Below are 17,937 nucleotides of genomic sequence, written 5' to 3'. Positions count from 1 at the left end.
AGATCCAAAATGAGATCAGTTGTGGCTTCTGGATCGGTCAGAACTAAATGCAATATCTGATCCCGATTGGGAGGCACATTCATTGAATGTTAATATGTAGCCATAATATTTTGATCTAACGGTTAATTCTCGCTAAAATTGGTTGGGGGCTGAATAGTTACGTTGCATTTATCTCATTGTATCTCTACTGCCGGTTGATTCAGCGGCTTAAGAAAGCAGAACTAAACAGAAAATATTCACCAAAGGATGTGCTGTTGAAACTGAGCAAAGTGTTCATGATCAATTATGAAACCCGTTCGATCATGACCGAGGTGCCGAAGCAGGTGAGGAATCTGGCAGAGAAACTGGGGCTTGATATAATCCCTAAAAAATAACCGGTGTTTGGGTTACATAGATATTCTGGTGGATATTGTGTTATGCGTGTTTTTACTGCGGATGATGAGATAATACATAGTCTTGATATTTGAATGGGCCATCCTTATTTTAATAAAATTCATAAGTTTTATATCAGTTTCAGTGCGAACAATCAGGGGTTATTTAAAATGATGGCGGAAAAAAGTATTGCAGTTATTCCAGCTCGCTCAGGAAGTAAAAGAATAGTTAATAAAAATATTCGTGAAATGTGCGGACGCCCCTTAATCTCTTATACTATTGAAGCGGCAAAAAAATGTGGCCTTTTTTCACATATAATTGTCAGCACCGATAGCAAGGAAATTGCTGCAATTTCTGAAGAATATGGTGCAGAAGTGCCATTTTTGAGAGAAAAAAACCTGGCTGATGATTATTCTCCTGTTTCACTTGTTACACTCGATGCTATCGACAGATTAGAAATTAAATCAGATCAATATGACAATGTATGCCAGCTCATGGCAAACTGTCCTTTAAGGGATGATATCGATATAGTAAATAGTTATCAGCATTTTACTGAAACTCAATCGTCTGCTCAAATATCGGTTACTCAGTATGGATGGTGCAATCCTTGGTGGGCAATGAAATGTGATACCAACAATAAATTAATACCCATTTTTGAAGAACAATTAAATAAACGCAGTCAGGATTTGCCAGAGTTGTTTTGCCCGACAGGAGCAATATGGTGGGCCAAAATTAGCACACTCCGTAAAGAAAAAACATTTCATTGCATGAATCGAACAGGATGTGAAATACCTTGGGAAAAGGGCATTGATATTGACACAGAGGATGATTGGAGAATGGCCGAAATCCTCATGCAGAATAAATAAAGGATAATAATGACCAAAAATAAAAGTGCACTCTTTACAACGGTATATCCTGAAGGAGCAAAATATTTGAATGATTGGTATTCCTCTGTTAATCATCAGGACACTTCAGAGTTTGATATATGGATTGGATGTGACCGTCTCTCAATTGAAGAGGCACAAAATGCAATGGGAGGCAGGATAGAAGCGACATGGATCATTCGAAATGATAATGAATTACCAATCCAATTCCGGGAGAGAGCAATTCGAAAGATGATTGATCAATACTCAGGAATTATATTTGTTGATAGTGATGACATTCTTGAACCCTCTCGTGTCAGTTCCGCTCAAAATGCCCTTGAACATTGCGATGCCTATGGGTGTTCGATGTGTATAATTGATGAAAGTGGAAATGATCTATCGATAGAATTTAATCGTCCTCCAAATGTTGAAATCTCGGATTTATTACTTAGAAACAATATTTTTGGTCTCACAAATACTGCATATAACTCTGAAACATTAAAAAAATGCCTCCCATTTCCCCAAAACTGTGTGTTGCTCGATTGGTTTATTGCGACAATGGCTATGAATAACAATGCGAAGATGTTTTTTGATGATATTCCCAAGATGAAATATCGCCAACATTCTGCAAATACTGCACCAGTGTTACCTCCCTTCTCTAACCAACAAATTCTATATGCAACAGAATTGGTCCTTCAGCATTATGACATCGTTTTGAAAAATATTCCGAAATTGAACCATCTTTTTAAGAGTAAGATTACTTTTGCAAAAAACGATGTACTTACATTTTATAACAGTATGATCCAATCCAAGGAAAAATTGGATGAATATACCAAAAGGTTGAATAAATTACCCGCAAAGCACATATGGTGGTCATGTGTTGCTCACCCTGATCTGGAGGAGTTATGGAAACAATAAACATTGATGGAAAAATCATCGGGAAAGGAAAATTACCTTATTTTATCGCTGAGATTGGGGCTAACCATAATGGCGATATGAACCTATGTAAAAAAATGATTGATGCAGCAATTGCATGTGATGCTGATGCCGTTAAATTTCAGTCCTGGACAAAATCATCGTTGATCTCAAAGGCTGAATATGCCCGGAATACACAATATTCTGATACAAAAAAACATTTCGGTTCTCTGGAGGCCATGGTTGAAAAGTACCAGTTCACATCAGATCAACATAAAGAAATTGCCTCTTATTGCAAAAATGCAGGCATTACTTTTTTATCAAGCTGTTTCTCGGAAGGTGAGGTGGATTTACTTGACTCTCTCAACATGCCTGTATTCAAGATCGCATCAATGGATATCAATAATCTCCCTTTACTGGAATATATTGCAGGCAAAGGGAAACCCGTCATTCTATCAACAGGAATGGCATCATTTGGAGAGATAGAGGCTGCTGTTGATACATTACGCTCGCATGGTTCTGGTCCAATCGCTATACTACATTGTGTTTCAATTTATCCCCCAGATTTTGAGACGATTAATTTACGCAATATTTCAACACTCGAGACAGCATTTGATGTACCGGTAGGATTTAGTGATCATACGTTAGGAACTGCTATTCCCATTGCAGCAATTGCTTTGGGTGCCTGTATCATTGAAAAACATTTTACACTGGACAAAAATCTTCCAGGATGGGATCATGCAATCTCTGCAGATCCTCTCGAAATGGAACGAATTGTAAATGAAGGAAAAAATGTTTTTTTCTCACTGGGAAGCTATACACGAATAGTAGGGATAGATGAAATAGAAAAAAGCAAAAAATTCCGTAGAAGTTTAGTATTAAAGAGAAATATGAAAAAAGGAGAGGTCCTATCTCAAAAAGATATAGACTTTAAAAGACCGGGTACTGGCATACGACCTGATGAGACTAAGTATGTTATAGGAAGAACATTAGATGAAGACATTGAAGCTGATATTGAATTAAATTGGGTAAATTTAAGATAGCAATTAGACTTCAAATATTTTTCATAACAATCATTCCATTAAAAATTAATTTGATTTAAATCAATGGCATTTGTGGCGACGTTTAATTAGACATTATTTATGACATGCCCTCCATTTAATTATTTAAATATATGCCGTCCATAATGAATTATGAATGTACTTTATTCAGAGGTAAAATATGCGTATTCTATGGTTATCAGCGAACAAATTTGGTTATGAATTATTATTAGAGTCTCAAAAAATAATTGATAAACATGATATTGAAAATATTGAAACGGTTGGCATAATTACATTAGGTAATACTGCATCTACAAGAATGTATGATGCAATAGACCCTGAAAAAAGCTGGTATGATTTTGGTTGTCCCGTTTTTAAAGTGGATAATATTAATAATCATATTTCCCTTATTGAGGATCTTCAGCCAGATCTAATAATTATGTGTGGGTGGCGACAGATCATTAAGAAAAATGTATTAAAAATACCACCTAAGGGAGTCATTGGATTCCATCCCACGCTTCTTCCTTTTGGAAGAGGACCTGCTCCAATAATAAACACAATATTATTAGGAGTTAAAGAATCCGGTGTTACAATGTATTTCGTTGATGAGGGAACAGACACAGGTGATATTATTGGACAGGAACAATTTTTCGTAAATGATGATGATTATGCAATGGATCTGTATAATAAAATAATTATTTCCGGAAAAAAACTTATAAAAAAATATCTTCCCTTAATAGCAATGGATAGTAATCCAAGAATACCTCAGAACAATAAAGAAGCATTCATCTTCCCAAAAAGAAATTTTGACGACAATGAAATTGATCTGATACATAACAGTCCTGATTTAATCATGAAAAAAATACGTGCTTTCTCTGAGCCTTATGATGGTGCTCATATTACATTGGATAATAAAAAAATCATTTTTTGGAAGGCTGAAATTAAAGAGTTATACCAATAATCAATATATAGTAACTATGAGGCAAACATATGGCTGAAAAATATAATATTCTTGTTTTTTCTCCACATCCTGACGATGAAACACTTGGTTGTGGTGGCACCATAGCAAAACATGTAATATCAGGGGATCATGTAACTCTCTGTATTGTCACAACTGCATACAAACCAGACTGGTCAGATGAACATCTGGAGATACGTAATAAACAGATTAACAAAGCAATTGAAATTTTGGGAATACATAATGTAATTGAGCTTGGATATCACACAGTTAAACTTGATACAATACCACAGAAGTATATTACAGAAAAATTTTCCAAAGTTGTTAGTGAAGTACAGCCTGATATTGCATATATTCCATTTAAAGGAGATCTTCATCGGGATCACCGAATTGTATTTGAATCTGCACTTGTTGCAATGCGTCCGATAAATTGCACTGTCAAAAAAATTCTTGCCTATGAAACTCTCTCAGAGACAGAGTGGGGTCAGCCAATTGCACCTTTTATTCCTAATGTTTATTGTGATATAACAGATACATTATTTAAGAAAATTGAAGCTATAAAAGCCTATAAAACAGAACTTAAAGAGTTTCCACATCCGCGTTCACTTGAGGCAATTGAGGCACTGGCAAAGAAACGTGGGAGCGAAATAGGAGTTCGATCTGCTGAAGCATTTTCGCTTGTGCGTGAGGTAGTGTAATGAGATTTAAAAATTGGGAATATCCAATAATTGAAGATGGAAAACCTACTAAGTACAATTGGATTGTTCAACACACAGAAAACCTGAAACTAGGCCATATGACAGACATTGGAGCATTTACATATATTAATGCACAATTTGGCGTTGAAATCGAAGATGATGTCCAGATAGGTTCACATTGCTCAATATATTCAATTTCCACAATTGACAATAAATCCGGTCAGATTGTTTTGAAGAAAAATTGCAAAATCGGGACACACTCTGTAGTAATGCCTGGTGTCACCATTGGAGAAAATTCGATCATTGGGGCATTTAGTTTTGTAAATCAAGATATTCCTGATAATGTAATTGCATATGGCGTGCCTGCCCGAATAATAAAACAGATTGACCCGGATAACAAAAATCAGGACTCTTAATTTGGTGATTAATATATGACATGGAAAATTCCCCTCTTTAAAATGTACTGGGACGAAGACGACGTCAGTGCGGTTAGTGAAACAATTCGCTCAGGAATGAACTGGGCTGTTGGAGCAAATGTTTCTAAATTCGAAGAAGATCTCGCGAATTATATCGGAACGAAATACTGCCTCACGTTCAATTCCGGAACCTCAGCTCTCCATGCTGCCCTTATTGCCCATGGCATATCCACAGGTGATGAGGTAATTGTACCCTCCTTTACCTTCATCGCAACGGCAAACTCACCTCAATTCGTCGGAGCAAAACCTGTCTTTGCAGACATTGAAGAAACTACGTGTGGGTTAGACCCTGAAGATGTGGTCGAACGTATCACACCCAGAACAAAAGCTATTATGCCAGTTCATTATGGGGGATGCCCCTGTAGGATTCAGGAGCTGCGCAAAATTGCTGATGACCACAATCTGATTCTCATCGAAGACGCTGCAGAAGCATTTGGAGCTTCTGTCGGTGGCAAGAAAGTTGGAACCTTCGGCGATTCAGCGATGATGAGTTTTTGCCAGAATAAAGTTATCACCACCGGAGAAGGAGGTGCAATAGTAACCGATTCACGGGATTTATACGAAAAAATGAAACTCATTCATTCGCATGGTCGCTTGGAAACAACTGATTATTTCGCAACCACCGCGGTAATGGACTACATCTCCCTTGGATATAACTTCAGGATGTCAAATATTACCGCTGCATTAGGTATCTCTCAATTGAGAAAGGTCGAGGATATTATCGGGATGAGGCGTGCTGATGCCGCATACTATATTCAGCGTTTAAAGACTGAAGTGCCCGGTTGTGTCATTCCGGAACTTCCAGATGATTATTACCACGTCTACCAGTTATTTTCTCTTCGGGTAAAAGACCGGGATGCATTGATGCAGTATCTGAAAGAGAAGGGGATCATGACGAAAATTTACTTCTCGCCAGTTCATGATACACATTTCTACCGTTCCCAAATGAAGGATTCATTAAACTTACCAACAACTGAAAAAATATCCGATGATATTATCAGTTTGCCTTTCTATCCTGGAATTTCCCGGAATGATATCGATTATGTAATCGATTCAATGAAGGAATTTTATGGGGTTGCCTAAATGGACGCAACTGATTACTATCGTGGAAAATCTATCCTCGTCACCGGGGGTGTCGGATCAATAGGCAAAGAACTGGTCAAAAAAATCCTTCAGATGGATGTGAGTTCACTCAGAGTTCTGGATAATAATGAAACCGGACTCTTTGTTCTGGGACAGGAATTAAAAACAGATAAAATAAGATTGCTCGTTGGCGATGTAAGAGATAAGGACCGATTAAAACGTGCCATGGAAGATATTGACATTGTGTTCCATGCCGCAGCCCTGAAACATGTTCCCCTCTGTGAATATAATCCATTTGATGCGGTCAAGACAAATATTCTTGGAACCCAGAATCTGCTCGATGTTGCCCTTGATGAAGAGGTTGAAAAGGTAATTCTTATCAGTACCGACAAAGCGGCCAATCCCGTAAATGTTATGGGTGCAACGAAACTTCTTGCAGAGAGATTGACTCTTTCTGCAAATGCATATAAAGGAAATAGAAATACCGTGTTTTCCTGTGTAAGGTTTGGAAATGTAATGGCATCACGGGGCTCTGTCATCCCTCTGTTTATGGAACAGATCAGGAAAGGAGAACCAGTAACAGTCACAGATCCAGAAATGACTCGATTTATAATGGACATTCCCAGGGCAACGGATCTAATACTAAAAGCAGGGGAAATGGCACAATATGGTGAGATATTTATCCTAAAGATGCCTGTTATTAAAATTCGTGACCTTGCAGATGCTATGATCTCTTTTTGCACCAAAAGAAACGGTTCAAAAATCAATGACATACCTATCAATATTACTGGTGCCCGTCCTGGAGAAAAAAAATATGAGGAGTTAATGACAGAATCCGAGGCAGAGCACGCGTATGAAAATGAAAGTATGTTTATTATTCTGCCACCGCACACTATGGAAAATCTGCAGAGAATTGTTCCTCCAGAGGGATTTTACATTACCCAAAAAAAGCGATATTCATCAGATGAAGAAACAATACTCTCCAAAATAGATATTTCCAATTTATTAAATGACTTATATCCAGTCGAACAGTGAGAATAGGTCACTATGTGTATACGCTCATTAAAATATTGTAAGTTTTTGCTAAAAGTGGATCCGTTTTCTTGTGAGGGTTACAACTGGATTTCATCTCTCTGCCCCAGATACAAATTCCAATATTCTCCTTTTAAATCCATTAAAGCCTTATGAGAACCAATTTCGACAAGCATTCCATCTTTTAGCACACAGATTTGATCAGCACCCTGAATGGTTGATAAACGATGAGCGATAGTAATCACCGTCATATTTTCAGAGAGTTTCTCAACAGATTCCATAATCCTCTGCTCGGATATATTATCAAGAGAACTGGTTGCCTCGTCAAGAAGCAAAATATCAGGCTTTCTTAAAATGATGCGTGCAATGGCAATTCTTTGTCTCTGACCTCCGGACAGTTTGATTCCCTGATCACCAATTATAGTATTATAGCCATCATTGGTGCTTATTATGAAATTATGAGCATCAGCAAGTGTTGCCGCCTCAATAATCTCTTCATCAGTGCAGTCCAGACCAAATCTGATATTCTCCTTTATTGTGTCGTGATAAACAAAGGTTTCCTGACCAATATATCCAAGTGAATTCAAATAATCAACAGGATCAATATCATTTAAATTTACACCATCCACTAATATCCCTCCAGAACAAGGCCTGTAGAGAAGTGCCAAAAGATTTGCTGTTGTAGTCTTTCCCGAACCTGAACTTCCAACAATTGCCACCTTTGTATTCTTATTGATCTCCAGTGACAGATTGTGAATGGTATCTACCGAACTTTTAGCATATCTAAATGAGACATCACGGAATTCAATTATTTTATCAAAAGAGAATTTTGTTTTTACAGATTTTTCTGATTTCTCAGACCGCGGAGATTTATTCGCTTCATCCTCAGACAGCATATTATTGACAAGTTCAAGTGCAGGTAGATTCTGCACCAAATTTGATAAATTACTCTGTGCAGCAGTTAAAGACGGCACAAGACGATAAAGTGCAAGCATAAATGTTCCAAATATGCCAATATACGGGATGAAATTGCCACCGGTGAAAAAATACAGAAGAATTCCACCAAGTGCAATGATTGAAAACATGATAAAATCATTAGCAATGGATGGAATCTTGGCCAATGCATTTACATTAATATATGCCTTTAAGAGCCTGTTTACAGCAGATTCATACTTTTTTTTCCAGACTCCAATGGAACCGGTAATAAATATCGTTTTGATTCCGGAAATAAACTCCTGATACACCACAGATTTTTCCATTGAAGAACGTGTCAGAACTCCACTGTTCCTGTAAACCCGTGAAAATAATTGTTTTTTTACAACAAATGCATATACAGCCCCAAGCACCATGACACCTACAGTCAGCCAGAATGAGAGATAAAAGAGGAATAACAGATATAATAAAGATAACAATGAATTTCTCATCAGTTCAACAAACTGACTGACAGCCCTTCCAGACTCGTTGACAGCACCCTGACCTAAATAGAGAAGATCGCCCTGTTTTTTTGAAGCGAAATAACTATAGGGTCGGCTCTGTATCGTATCGAAAACCCGCCTGTCCAGGGAATCACGGACTGTTGCAAAAAGATATGCTCCTCCATATGCAACAACCGAATAAAAACCTGCAATTACAACTGTAGTTATAAGTAACAAAAATGCCGACGCAACAAAAGGATCGACAGAAGAAGGCAATATATAACCATAAAATGCATCCAGTATTTTGGGCTGATTTTCAACACCAAGCCCGTAATTGATTATAGGGTAAACCAATGAGATTCTGAATACTTCAAGAAAACTGAGAGCAATCACAGCCATCAGATAAAGTGCAATTATTTTCTTAAAAGGACTGAAAAGATAACTCATTATCTTAACAGAATCGCTTATTATTGACATTATATAGAGTACCTGTAAGAAATATGGCAATCCAGATATTTTAAACAACTGTTACCTAGGAATTCCAACAATCAATAATGTGCCTGATACCACTCAACAGTCCGTTTTAACCCTTCAGAAAAACCCATCTGCGCTTCAAAGCCAAACTCATCACGGGCCCGGCTTACATCAAGGCATCTCTTTGGCTGCCCGTCAGGCTTTGAAGTGTCCCAGACGATTTTTCCTTTGAAACCGGTTATCTCTGATATCATATCTACGAGATCACGGATAGTAATTTCCATACCGGAACCAAGGTTAACCGGATCTGATTTATCAAACTCTTCTGCTGCAAGCACAATGCCGCGGGCGGCATCATCCACATATAAAAATTCGCGGGATGCACTGCCGGTGCCCCATACCTCAACGGTGTCAGAACCGTTCCGTATTGCGTCAGTGAACTTCTTAATCAGTGCGGGGATGACGTGTGAACTCTCAGGATTGAAATTATCTCCGGGACCATACAGATTCACCGGCAGAAGATAGATGGCATCAAACCCGTACTGCTGGCGGTAGGCCTGCGCCTGCACAAGGAGCATCTTCTTAGCAAGCCCGTAGGGGGCATTTGTTTCCTCCGGGTAGCCTGTCCACAGGTCCTCTTCTTTAAAGGGAACGGGAGTGAAATTTGGATAGGCACATATTGTCCCGATGGCAACAAACTTCTCCACATCTGCCTGCCGGGCCGCCTCCATCAGCTGGATACCCATGATCGCATTGTCATAGAAGAGCGAACCCGGGTTCTCCATATTGTAGCCAATCCCCCCCACCTTTGCGGCGAGGTGGATGACGATGTCGACACCCTCAACCGCTCTGACGCAGTTCTCCCACGTACGAAGGTCAAGGTCATGGCTCCTCGTGACACGGATATTTTCCTCGGCAGCCCCTGCCTCTTTCAGACTATCAACAACACGCGATCCTAAAAAACCGGCCCCGCCGGTGACAAGCACTGTTTTTCCTTCCCAAAATGTCATATTAATCTCCTGATGCAATCTTCCGCTCCGTCTCTGGTAAAGACGCCACCCAGATTCCGGTAGTTTTCCTTCAGCGAGAGGAGAACATCAATATCGTCCATCCATGTCCCCTCGCATAAGTCCCTGTAGGAGATCGCTTTCCCGATACTGTTCTCCTCGACCGGCCCGATGATGACATCGTCCTCGGCAAATCCTTTACGACGATAGAGCAGCATCGGAACTTCTGCCCTGATGGCCTCCGAAACCGTGCTGTAGCCGGGTTTGGTGACCACGAGATCACACATTCCAATATAGTCCTGTGTTTCGGTGTCTTCCGCCGGAATGCGGATAACATTATCAAGTTCAGAGGGCTGGTTGGATGAAACAAGGCATTTGATCCCCATATTTCTCAGCCTCTTCATACATGCAACCAGTGAAACAGTCAGAGACCATCCGCTGCCCAGATAGACAAGGACATCAGTATCTGACAGACCAAAACGCTCCCGCATATCCTCCCGACTCCTTGTTTCCTCACGACAGAGAAGGTAGGTCTCCCACCGTTCCCTGAACACCTCCATCGGTTCATTGAGCGGGAGGACAAAAGCCCCCTCTGCACAGGCGTAGGCATCTTTGATCTGCTCAGTCGCCCCTGTCTTCCCGAAGAGGTGATGGAAGATCATGTGCCAGGAGAAGTTCGAGAGGGCAATCCCGGGAATGTCCAGATTTTCTGCGACCAGAAATGGCTGCGGGGCGATATCAGAGATGATGAGATCAATCTCCTGCTCTCTGCAGAACATTTCTTCGGCCCTGACGTACGTATCCCAGGAAGCGACCCAGGTATTGAGCATCCCTTCTGTCGCTCCCAAGTCAACCGATGCCGCTTTGTCTGCCATCTTAACACCGACATCATTTTGACCCCTGAAGACCGGCACCCCGGGCAGAGAATCCTCCATAAAACCAGCGGCCGTTTCTGCCCTGACGCAGACATGGGCGTCGGTCTCACTGAGCACCCTCCTGATCAGGGCAATGTCACGCGACGCATGCCCATACCCATAGTCACTGGTGTATACGCAAATGTTCAGGCTGCTCAATCCGCCTTCCACCATCTGTCCGGATAAATCCGGTCAAGGGCTTCATCGCCCTCACCGATCGGCTCCAGCCCGGCGGCACGGAAATCTGAATCCACCATGATCCTGACCAGGTCACGGAACGTGACTTTCGGTTTCCAGCCGAAGGTTTGTTCCGCCTTTGTCCCATCAGCGATGAGACTTTCAACCTCAGTCGGCCTGAAGTACTTCGGGTCAATCCGCACGTGCTCCTCCCAGTCAAGACCTGCGTAGGTGAATGCCTCCTCAAGGAACTCCTGCACAGAATGGCTCTCGCCAGTCCCGATCACATAGTCATCAGGCTTTTCCTGCTGGAGAATTTGCCACATCGCCTCAACATATTCAGGCGAGTAACCCCAGTCACGGCGTGCATCAAGGTTGCCCATGTAGAGGTATTTTTCCTTCCGGGAAGCGATGCTGGCTATTCCCCGGGTGACCTTCCGGGTCACAAAGGTCTCTCCCCGGCGAGGCGACTCATGGTTGAAGAGAATGCCATTGCAGGCAAACATCCCATAGCCATCGCGGTAGTTCCGGGCCATATAGTAGGCATAGACCTTGGCGCAGGCGTAGGGGCTGCGTGGCCAGAATGAGGTGCCTTCACTCTGCGGCGGTGGCGTCGCCCCAAACATCTCACTGCTCGAAGCCTGGTAGAACCTTATCCCGGTGCCGCTCTTCCGGATTGTCTCAAGAAGGCGGGTGGTCCCAAGGCCGGTGACATTCCCGGTATATTCCGGCGTGTCAAAACTGACCCGCACATGGCTCTGGGCCCCGAGGTGATAGATCTCTTCAGGTTTTATGTTGTATATGATATTGGAGATCTGCTCACAGTCAGAGAGGTCGCCGTAATGAAGAAAAAGACGGGCCTCAGGGTCATGGGGATCTGTGTAGATATGGTCGATACGTGACGTGTTGAAGGTGGATGATCGTCTTATAAGACCATGCACTTCATAGCCCTTATGAAGCAGGAGTTCTGCAAGATATGAGCCGTCCTGACCAGTTATGCCCGTAATTAGTGCTGTTTTTGATATGGGGATCACCTTTCTGAAAGTAATTATTGAATTTGGTTTGTAAATATTATGTTGGGTTCAATTAAATTATACTATTGAAAAATACTACCAATCAGTGAACTTTTGGGCCTTGTAGAAATCCTCTGAGAAAACATAGGTCACATAAAATAGAAAAATATGACCTATAACTGGCGTTAACTCATCTGCCCGGCAGAATGGTGATTTTGCTTCTGCTTTGCTGTCTTACTGGTTGCCCTCATCTTCCGTTTATCAACTACGGGATTCATGTTATTCTTCCGGGTGAGGGGCACTGGACATGCTGTCTGCTCTCTCCTGCGGCTGCGGCGTACGATTCACGTTATTTTGGGCAAAATCCCGGCATCTGGTTAAGCAATGCATAAATAACCCCCATAAGGGGCTGCGCCCCGGGAAAACGCGTCCACACAGAAGCCCGGAGCGGGCCGTTCTCAACCAGAGACAGCCAATACATCCTCCCAAAATATCCGTCAATAGCGACCGCTCAGTACTTCGCAATCAACCGCCATTTTAGCAAATAAAAGGCATTACAGCCGTCATTTTCCGGTAGCAAAAAAGAGCTGAAAATACGTCCATTCTGCCCCCCGATTCCCCCACACAGGGGGTCAAAAAGGGTGGACACAGGGTGACAAAAAACAGGGATGAGGCTGAAACCAGCTCTGCTCAAATCCTCACATCTCAGCCACTGGAGGCCGATGCCAACAACACAAAAAAAGTTCATCGGCAAAAGCCGCCAATCAGATCACTAATCTCCACCGCACTCCTTCCCTCACCAAAGACATCCACCTGCTGTGCCGCATCCGGTGCGGGCCGACGTGCCATCGCAACAATCATTTCCCCGTCCGCCCCGACCAGCCACATTCCACCCGCCCTCCAGCGTCTCCACCCACTCGGTATTCTCCCGCAGCGTAACGCATGGCACCTTCAGGATATACGCCTCCTTCTGCACACCACCAAAGGACCTGCCATCAATGGAGAGGTAGTCCGATTCATCCTCTGTAGTATCGATGCTTCCCCAAATACCTGTACATCCATCGCTCCGGTGAGGGACGCGGATCTTACTCTCGTAGATGATAATCGGAGATTCGTTGCAGAATCATCGATTATAATCTGTGAAACTGCATGAAATCGTCGAACATAATGGATGATTTTCTCAGAAGTAGTTAAAAACGGGATTCAGGTGAGTGGAAAGGATATCAGGAATTATCCCGGATGGTCAGGGAAAAATCCATGACACCACCAAACGATCACTCACCAACAGGATGCCGGTTCTTATCCCCGCGACCGATCCCCTTATACACAAACCCTTCTGCAATCCATGCATCCGGATCCGCAACATTCCGTCCGTCCACCAGCACCGGATGGCTGCATCCGCAGAGTGCCTTCACTGCTGCCGGGACAAGAGCCCGGTATTCCTTATGGCCGGCAAAGATGACAACAGCATCAGCGCCACTGAGCACCGCCTCAAGATCATGGGTGATATCTGCACCTTCCGGCACATCCGGTGCGGTCTCCGGGTCAACCCACGGGTCATGGATGCGAACCTCAGCACCTGCCGCACGGGCCGTCCGGTAGAACGGTTCGGCCGGTGTGTTCCGGGCGTCATCTGAGTCATTGAGAAAGGCCCAGCCAAGGAGGGCAATCTTTGCGCCCGCAATCGGTTTACCGATTTGCCGGAGGGCCGACTCTGCCAGATGGAGCATATGCGCAGGCATAAAGTCATTAATCCCGCGGGCGAGCACAAAGAGCGACTCCCGCCCCTCCGGGTAGTCCAGCGGCTCTGCTGCCACCACCGAGACACCCCGCTCCAGATGATACGTATCCTTGGTCAGACAGTGCCCGCCGACACCCGCACCGGGCCAGAGGATGGCACGGGTGATCCCTTCGCCTTTCAGCGAATCCACACCGGTGCGGACATCATAGACATTGATGCCCATCGCCTCACAGTAGAGGGCAAGCTCGTTGACCGCGGCAATCTGCAGGTCACGGAAGGTATTTTCTGCTGTCTTTGTCACCTCTGCGGCGGTCGCACTCATCGGGATCAAAATACCTTTTGTCAGGACCGGGCCATAGAGTTCACAGGCACGCCGGGTAGACACGTCATCAATCCCGCCGACAATACGATCATGCTCACGGATGTTTTTGAGCAGCCGGCCCACCATCACCCGCTCCGGGGCGTGGGCAAGACCGAAGTCCTCGCCTGCGACAAGCCCGGACTCCTCCTCAAGAATATCACGGGCCATGCCTGTGGTCGTCCCCGGCGTTATGGTTGACTCCAGCACGACAAGGCTGCCGGGTGTCAGATACCGGCCCACATTCCGTATGCCGTCAATAAGCGGCGTAAAATCAGGGATCAGATCTTTTGGATTTTCAAACGGCGTCTGTATGGCAAGCGTCACCGCGTCACACTCTGCAACCTTTGAAAAATCAGCGGTGCATTCAAACTTCTTTTCGCCGACAACTGTTGCAATCAAATCCTCAAGCCCCGGCTCCTCACCCTTCAGGGGGCTCTCCCCGGAGTTGAGCATATTAATCTTGTAGCCCGAACTCGGTGAGTCCCGCTGGAACCCGTAGACCAAATCGAATTCAGGTGCGTCCGCAAAGAGCACGGCTGCGGGAATCCCCACATAGCCCATGCCGATGACACCGATTGTTTTAATGGGCCCGCGTTCGTTGAATAGCTGCTGAAGTTTATCGTTCATATTCGCATTGTTCCTGTTATTTCTTCGCATATTCTGACATTCTCCACCGCCTGCTCCGGTGTCACGGGGAACGGCGTCCCCGTCCGGGCACACTCGATGAAGGTCAGAAGTTCCGTTCTCAGAGGTTCGACCTTGCCCACCATCACCTTCTCCGTGATATTCTCCTGCACATAGCGCTCGGCTTCCTGGTGGTAATGCTCAGGTTTCCTGTATACATAGACCTCCTGATTCATGAAGTCGCCTTCAATCGTGAAGTCCTCCTCCTCAATCCGGATGAGCCTGATCTTCTTTGAGGCCTTGCGCGAGGCCGAGAGATACACCGGCGTCTCGCCAAAATTAAAGAGAGCCCCGCAGACATCAAACGAGCCGCAGGCATTCACCGTGTATTCACTGCCGAAGAGGGCATTGAAGACGATGTCAATGTCGTGGATCATTAAATCCTCCACCACAGACGACCCTGTCACGCGGGCGGATGCCGGGTTGTGCCGGTTAATCTCCACATAGAGAGGGTCTTTGATGATGCGTTTTATTTCGGGAATGATCGGGTTGAAGCGTTCAATATGCCCGACACCCACCACACAGCCATCCGGGATGCTCTCGATAAGCCCGGCACCCTCCGCTGCGGTCAGGCATATCGGTTTTTCAACCAGCATATGCACCCCTGCTGCCAGCACCTCCTTTGCCGTACTGCAGTGATACGGCGTCGGCACACACAGGCTCACCGCGTCCACCGAACGGAGGAGTTCTGCCATCGATGAAGCATAGTTCACATTGTTCTGCTCTGCCACATCCCGTGCCACTTTCGTGTCCAGATCGTAGACCCAGACCGAGTTTGCAGCCTTCAGCTCAGAGTAGACACGGACATGGTTTCTGCCCATGATGCCCGTTCCGATTACACCGACATCCATGTATTACCACTCCGCCCCGTTGATGGTCTCAACAATATAGGCACAGTCCTCTTCCGTCACGCCGGGGTGCACCGGCAGACTCAGCACCCGTGCGGATACGTCGTCTGATACCGGGCATATCACAGCGGGGTCACCTGCATAGAGCGGCTGGCGGTGCACCGGCATCGGGTAGTGCACCGCAGAGCCAATCCCCTTCTCGCGCAGAAAGGCCATCACTGTCTCACGGTCTGTGGGGAATTCATCTGTGATCTCTGTCACATACTGGTGGAAGACATGCGTGCACCCCGTCCGGATTTCGGGCGTCTTCAGCCCAAAAGCATCCAGATGCTTCGTGTAGTACGCGGCATTCGCCTGCCTTTTACGGTTCATCGCATCCAGCTTTCTGAGCTGGACCCGGCCAATCGCAGCACCGATGCTTGTCATCCGGTAGTTATACCCCAGTTCGGTGTGGAGGTACTTGTCACTCTGGCCGTGGTTTGCAATCCTCCGGCAGTGGTCAGCAAGCGCGGCATCATTGGTGGTCACCATACCGCCTTCCCCGGTGGTCATATTCTTGGTCGGGTAGAAGGAGTAACAGCCAACAGCGCCGAAACCGCCGACCTTCTCTCCTTTATACATCGCCCCGTGCGCCTGGGCGCAGTCCTCCACGAGCACCACACCGGCATCTGCACATATTTCAGCGACCGGCTCCACCGCAAACGGCTGGCCGAAGAGATGCACAGCGATCACGGCCTTCGTCTTTGCGTTCAGGTGCTCAGATATTTCCTCCGGGTCGATGGTGTAGCAGCATTCCTCCACGTCCACCATCACCGGCTTTGCCCCGCACATGCTCACGCTCGTTGCCGTGGCAATGAAGGTGAAGGCAGGCACGATCACCTCGTCGCCGGGCCCGACACCGAGGGCCCGCAGGGCCGCATGCAGGGCCGCCGTCCCGGAGTTCATGCCGACCGCATGGTTCACCCCACAGTATCCGGCAAACTCCTCTTCAAACGCGGTCACCTCAGGCCCTGTTGCCAGCATGCCGGTCTTCATCACCGCTGCAACGGCGGCAGCCTCTGCTTCCCCGACCGCGGGTTTTGCAATAGGGATCATTGTTTCGCACCCTCCGGCAGGTCACGGAAGCGTGCAGGCGAGCCGATGGCAAGCATCCGGGGCGGCACATCATGCGTCACGACAGCACCCGCCGCGACAAGCGCCCCTTCGCCGACCACCACACCCGGCAGAATCGTGGCGTTGGCACCGATGGACGCGCCTTTCCTGATGACAGGCCCCTTCAGGTCATCCCCGCCATGCGGCGGGTAGGGGTCGTTGGTGAGCACCGCATTCGGGCCGATGAAGACGTCATCCTCTATCACCACACCGGTCGGTATGTAGACGAGGCTCTGGAGGCTCACATTGTTCCCGATTGTCGTGTTCCCCTCGATGATCGTATTCGTCCCGACCGAGACGCCGTCACCAATGGTCGTCTTCTCCCGGATCATCACATTGTGTCCGGTGGAGAAATTTTTGCCAGCCACGACATCCGCATAGAGTATTGTCCCCGACCGGATGACGCCGTTCTCACCGATGGTCGTCCCGGGAAAATCCTCTCTGCCCATGTACTCGCGTGAGGGGAATCCAAGCACAACTCCATCAGCAATTACGACATCTTCTCCAACCGTATTTCTTCCGTATATTATTGATACCACCACCGTTGTCGGGTTCCCCCGGCAATTCGTATACAGGTATCCGATGTTTATATACATAATCCACGATGTTCTGCCCGTCAACTACCCACGACTAAAGTCGTGGGCTTGCCCTTCCATTTCTCCTCTTTTTGACCAGAGGATCGGAGTGCAATGGGCTGGTTGACAACAGCCCTGG

The 17,937-nt window shown here is 45.5% G+C and carries 17 protein-coding genes; 8 read left to right on the top strand and 9 right to left on the bottom strand.

Annotated features, from left to right (window positions below):
- The first annotated feature begins 542 nt into the window (after window positions 1-542).
- The 8 genes from pseF (at window position 543) to MKMG_RS06990 (ending at window position 7,440) form a co-directional block, all read left to right on the top strand.
- Window positions 543-1,238, top strand: coding sequence for a pseudaminic acid cytidylyltransferase (gene pseF, locus MKMG_RS07025; RefSeq protein ID WP_216842884.1), 696 nt, complete (start codon window positions 543-545; stop codon window positions 1,236-1,238).
- 9 nt (window positions 1,239-1,247) lie between these two features.
- Entirely contained in the window at window positions 1,248-2,153 is a 906-nt protein-coding gene (locus tag MKMG_RS07020; protein ID WP_165076880.1) for a hypothetical protein, read from the top strand.
- Entirely contained in the window at window positions 2,141-3,193 is a 1,053-nt protein-coding gene (locus tag MKMG_RS07015; protein ID WP_165076878.1) for an N-acetylneuraminate synthase family protein, read from the top strand. Before MKMG_RS07020 ends, MKMG_RS07015 begins: the two co-directional genes overlap by 13 nt.
- 178 nt (window positions 3,194-3,371) lie before the next feature.
- On the top strand, window positions 3,372-4,151 hold the full coding sequence (locus MKMG_RS07010; RefSeq protein ID WP_165076876.1) for a formyltransferase family protein: 780 nt from the start codon (window positions 3,372-3,374) through the stop codon (window positions 4,149-4,151).
- Between the two features lie 29 nt (window positions 4,152-4,180).
- Entirely contained in the window at window positions 4,181-4,846 is a 666-nt protein-coding gene (locus MKMG_RS07005; protein ID WP_165076874.1) for a PIG-L deacetylase family protein, read from the top strand.
- Entirely contained in the window at window positions 4,846-5,262 is a 417-nt protein-coding gene (locus tag MKMG_RS11670; RefSeq protein WP_165076872.1) for a DapH/DapD/GlmU-related protein, read from the top strand. Before MKMG_RS07005 ends, MKMG_RS11670 begins: the two co-directional genes overlap by 1 nt.
- A gap of 42 nt (window positions 5,263-5,304) precedes the next feature.
- Window positions 5,305-6,405 (top strand): DegT/DnrJ/EryC1/StrS aminotransferase family protein, encoded by a 1,101-nt coding sequence (locus MKMG_RS06995; protein WP_254059117.1) that lies wholly within the window; start codon window positions 5,305-5,307, stop codon window positions 6,403-6,405.
- Window positions 6,406-7,440, top strand: coding sequence for a UDP-N-acetylglucosamine 4,6-dehydratase family protein (locus MKMG_RS06990; protein ID WP_165076868.1), 1,035 nt, complete (start codon window positions 6,406-6,408; stop codon window positions 7,438-7,440).
- A gap of 77 nt (window positions 7,441-7,517) precedes the next feature.
- Here MKMG_RS06990 and MKMG_RS06985 read toward each other — a convergent pair whose 3' ends face one another.
- The 9 genes from MKMG_RS06985 to MKMG_RS06945 all read right to left on the bottom strand — a co-directional run bounded on the left by MKMG_RS06985 (window position 7,518) and on the right by MKMG_RS06945 (window position 17,819).
- Entirely contained in the window at window positions 7,518-9,329 is a 1,812-nt protein-coding gene (locus tag MKMG_RS06985) for an ABC transporter ATP-binding protein (RefSeq protein WP_165076867.1), read from the bottom strand.
- A 71-nt stretch (window positions 9,330-9,400) separates the two neighbouring features.
- A complete protein-coding gene (locus MKMG_RS06980) occupies window positions 9,401-10,336 on the bottom strand; it encodes a GDP-L-fucose synthase (protein WP_165076865.1) in 936 nt (311 codons plus the stop codon).
- The gene (locus MKMG_RS06975; RefSeq protein ID WP_165076863.1) at window positions 10,333-11,406 is read right to left on the bottom strand and encodes a hypothetical protein; all 1,074 of its coding nucleotides are present in this window, start codon (window positions 11,404-11,406) and stop codon (window positions 10,333-10,335) included. Before MKMG_RS06975 ends, MKMG_RS06980 begins: the two co-directional genes overlap by 4 nt.
- Complete coding sequence (gmd, locus tag MKMG_RS06970) at window positions 11,403-12,458, bottom strand: GDP-mannose 4,6-dehydratase (protein WP_254059116.1); 1,056 nt, start codon at window positions 12,456-12,458, stop codon at window positions 11,403-11,405. Before gmd ends, MKMG_RS06975 begins: the two co-directional genes overlap by 4 nt.
- A 775-nt stretch (window positions 12,459-13,233) precedes the next feature.
- Window positions 13,234-13,386: a hypothetical protein gene (locus MKMG_RS11760; protein ID WP_371415199.1), complete on the bottom strand. Its 153-nt coding sequence runs from the start codon at window positions 13,384-13,386 to the stop codon at window positions 13,234-13,236.
- Window positions 13,387-13,711: 325 nt separating this feature from the next.
- Window positions 13,712-15,166, bottom strand: coding sequence for a nucleotide sugar dehydrogenase (locus tag MKMG_RS06960; protein ID WP_165076861.1), 1,455 nt, complete (start codon window positions 15,164-15,166; stop codon window positions 13,712-13,714).
- Window positions 15,163-16,074, bottom strand: coding sequence for a Gfo/Idh/MocA family protein (locus MKMG_RS06955; protein ID WP_165076860.1), 912 nt, complete (start codon window positions 16,072-16,074; stop codon window positions 15,163-15,165). The genes MKMG_RS06960 and MKMG_RS06955 overlap by 4 nt, the downstream gene beginning before the upstream one ends.
- A 3-nt stretch (window positions 16,075-16,077) precedes the next feature.
- The gene (locus MKMG_RS06950; RefSeq protein ID WP_165076858.1) at window positions 16,078-17,166 is read right to left on the bottom strand and encodes a DegT/DnrJ/EryC1/StrS aminotransferase family protein; all 1,089 of its coding nucleotides are present in this window, start codon (window positions 17,164-17,166) and stop codon (window positions 16,078-16,080) included.
- Window positions 17,163-17,819: a DapH/DapD/GlmU-related protein gene (locus MKMG_RS06945; protein ID WP_165076856.1), complete on the bottom strand. Its 657-nt coding sequence runs from the start codon at window positions 17,817-17,819 to the stop codon at window positions 17,163-17,165. Before MKMG_RS06945 ends, MKMG_RS06950 begins: the two co-directional genes overlap by 4 nt.
- Window positions 17,820-17,937 lie beyond the last annotated feature (118 nt).

The sequence above is a fragment of the Methanogenium sp. MK-MG genome (assembly GCF_009914725.1).
GTDB lineage: Archaea > Halobacteriota > Methanomicrobia > Methanomicrobiales > Methanomicrobiaceae > Methanogenium.
This window is presented reverse-complemented; position numbering and strand designations above follow the sequence as displayed.